Annotated in this window: 2 protein-coding genes and 1 pseudogene; 2 read left to right on the forward strand and 1 reads right to left on the reverse strand. The window is 70.9% G+C overall.

All coding sequences use genetic code 11. The features are described from left to right. Positions 1–98 precede the first annotated feature (98 nt). Positions 99–1,469: a hypothetical protein gene (locus ABZ749_RS33280; RefSeq protein ID WP_357234937.1), complete on the reverse strand. Its 1,371-nt coding sequence runs from the start codon at positions 1,467–1,469 to the stop codon at positions 99–101. 188 nt (positions 1,470–1,657) lie between these two features. Between ABZ749_RS33280 and ABZ749_RS33285 the strand changes: the two genes are divergently transcribed. Together ABZ749_RS33285 and ABZ749_RS33290 are read left to right on the forward strand one after the other, a co-directional pair. Beyond that, positions 1,658–1,972, forward strand: coding sequence for a MazG-like family protein (locus ABZ749_RS33285; RefSeq protein ID WP_210785127.1), 315 nt, complete (start codon positions 1,658–1,660; stop codon positions 1,970–1,972). A 435-nt stretch (positions 1,973–2,407) separates the two neighbouring features. Next, a pseudogene (locus ABZ749_RS33290) lies at positions 2,408–2,653 on the forward strand (hypothetical protein); the annotation flags it as partial. Positions 2,654–2,749: the final 96 nt, after the last annotated feature.

Raw genomic sequence — 2,749 nt, forward strand, 5'->3', positions numbered from 1 at the left:
CGCGCTGGGCCGGCACCCGCGGCCGGTCGGCCACCGCGCGCCCCTGGCGGTGCGCGGCCCTTCGACGGGAGCCGGCCGGTTCTGTGTGTCCGGGTACCTCAGCAGGCCGGGTAGAGGCGGCGGGTGCCGACCCCGGCCGTGTACGCGTCCCGGTCGCTGAACCGGCAGCCGTAGTCGGGTCGGGCCACCACCGCCGGGTCGGTCACGGTGTCGCCGGCCGGGCGCTTGCCGGTGCGTACCCAGGACAGCAGGTCGTCCCAGGCGGCGCCGGCTTCCGCCGGGGTGAACTCGCAGTGCTGCGTCGCCCGGATAGCCCGCTGAACCACCAGCCTGCTGCGACCGTTGCGCGCCACGTCGGTGGCGTACGCCTGCTCCATGCTGAACGGTACGAACAGGTCACCGAGACCGTGCAGGCTGAGTACCGGCGCGGTCGGGCGGCCGGCGATGCGCGGCACCTCGGTCAGCGTCGGCAGCAGCCGCTGCCGCAGGTTCTCCGGGGCGACCCGCTGCACCGTCGCGTTGATGTTCACCGGGCTGTTCGGGGTGTAGCGGGTGAGCAGGTTGGTGGACAGCTGGCCGGGCCGCTGGGCGGGGGAGTTGCCGCTCCCGGTGGGCACGCTGATCGAGAAGAGGAAGTCCTTCCAGAGCGCGAACGCCGCGTCGGCGCCGGGACGCGGCCCGCCGGAGCGGTTCACCGTGATCGCCCGCAGCTGCTTGCCCCGGTCCGTTGTGGTGTCCGGCCCGGTGGGGGTCAGCCCGGCCAGACCGAGCGCCACCTGGATGCGGGGCACCGCGTTGGTCAGATAGTCGGCCGGCGTGGGATACGCCGGCACCCCGGAAAGTGCCTGCGCGACCAGGTTGTAGTCCAGGTAGAAGTCGAGCAGCGTCTGATCACCGAGCACACCGCACATCGGCAACGCGCCGTCGTAGAAGCCGGGGTACTGCTCCAGTGAACGACCGATGACGTAACCACCCATCGACACCCCGGCGACGTAGGTGTGCTGCGGTCGGCGGACCGTCCGCCCGAAGTGGTCGGCGAGATCCTTCGTCCCCAGCACCCCGGAGCGGATGTCGAAGCCGTTCCGGTCGTACGAGGACGACGCCCACGCGTACCCCTGCTCCAGCACGCGCTGGCGCAGCCCGAAGGCCGGCGGTTCCGGCGAGAGTACGGTGCCCTGGCCGCGGTAGCCGTGCGCCCACAACACCAGGTCGCCGTTCCACCGGGCGGGGACCTCGATGATGTACCCGGCGTGGCGGTGCACGCCCTGGCGTACCGTCGTCGGACGACCGCCCACCACCAGCGGCGCCAACGGCGGATTCTCGATGGTGTAGCCGGGCAGTGGCTCGCCGCCCCTCGCGTCGCGACCGGTGGCGCTGGCCGGCGCCGCACCGGCCAAACCGACCGCGAGGGTCAGCGTCGCGGCGGCGGCGAGCAGACGGCGGAGGTTACGAACGGGTGTGGACAGCATCGATGCTCCCCATCGGGCGGTTGTCGCCCGGGGGCGACCAGCGGGACGGTTGCCTACCGGTCGGTAGCGTCCTGAACCTAGAACCGCCGTCGACCAGTGTCAATGGGTTCGCTGATCCGCCGGTCAACACGACGATCCAGCCCCACCCGGTCGTTCAGGCCGGTGGGCCGATCGGGTTGACTGTCGCCGTGGACGAGTCGATCTGGGAGGCGGCCAGAGCGTCACGCGGCTGGCTGGACGCGGCGAACGGCACCGGGCAGACCGAACTGACCTGCCGCATCCTCAAGCTCACCGAGGAGGCGGGGGAGGCTTCGGCTGCCTGGATCGGGTTGCTCGGGCAGAATCCGCGTAAGGGTGTCACCCACACCCGCGAGGACGTCGCGGCGGAGTTGGCCGACGTCGCCTTCACCGCGCTGGTGGCCATCGAAAGCCTCGGGCTGGACGCGCAGACGGCTCTGGACGCCTGCGCCGCAAAGGTGCGCTCCCGCCTGACGGGCCAATAACCGCCCTGACGTCCGGGATGCCCCGACTTCCGTGAGCCCGAGTGGATCACGTGGTTGCCCGGTGCTCCGACGCTGCAACCCAGTGCCGTATGGGCGTTGTGTCCGTTTCTGGGGTGTGGCCGGGTGCACTCGCGGGCCGGAATCATGGCCGGGCCGGGGTCGTTACACACTCTGACGATCGCAGCACCACCGACCCGCCGCCCGGCCCTCGCGGGCTGGTCACGCAGGTCGGAATGACCCCGGCCCCCCGGTCGTTACACATGGACCCGGCGACACGAGCCCCCGCTCGGCAGGTCGCCGGCCCCGACGCCCGACCGGGCGTCACCCCCTCAAACTTTTCCCTCTGTTTGTGCAGCGCCGGACGAGGTGCTCACATCCGCAACCGCCGTTCCCCTTTGGCGGTGCGGGTGTCCTACCCCCGAAGGAGCTACCCCCATGAACACGATCATGCGTAAGAGCGTCCTGTCTGTTGCTGGTCTCGCGTTCGCCGGCGGTGTCTTCGCCGGCCCCGTCGCCCACGTGGCCAACCCCGTCGACGCCAAGCCCGTCGCGGTTGCGGTGCAGGCCGACAAGCCCGACACCAGCAAGCTGATTCCGCACGGCACCCAGGGCGACCAGTCCCGGATCACCCTCAACGACGAGCAGACCGCCAACGTCAAGGCGATCATCGCCGCCACCAAGACTCCGCCGCGGCGTGTCGTGGCAACAACTTCATGATCGACGGCGTCGGGCAGCGGCGATTGCCTGGCGGACTGTGTGCGGGATGTAGGCGGGGTG

Origin of the sequence: Micromonospora sp. NPDC047753, assembly GCF_040642735.1 — a bacterium.
Taxonomy (GTDB): domain Bacteria; phylum Actinomycetota; class Actinomycetes; order Mycobacteriales; family Micromonosporaceae; genus Micromonospora.

Bases quoted from the DNA above. Each gene is read 5' to 3' on its own strand.
- ABZ749_RS33280 (WP_357234937.1), bottom strand. From the start codon at position 1,469: ATGCTGTCCACACCCGTTCGTAACCTCCGCCGTCTGCTCGCCGCCGCC.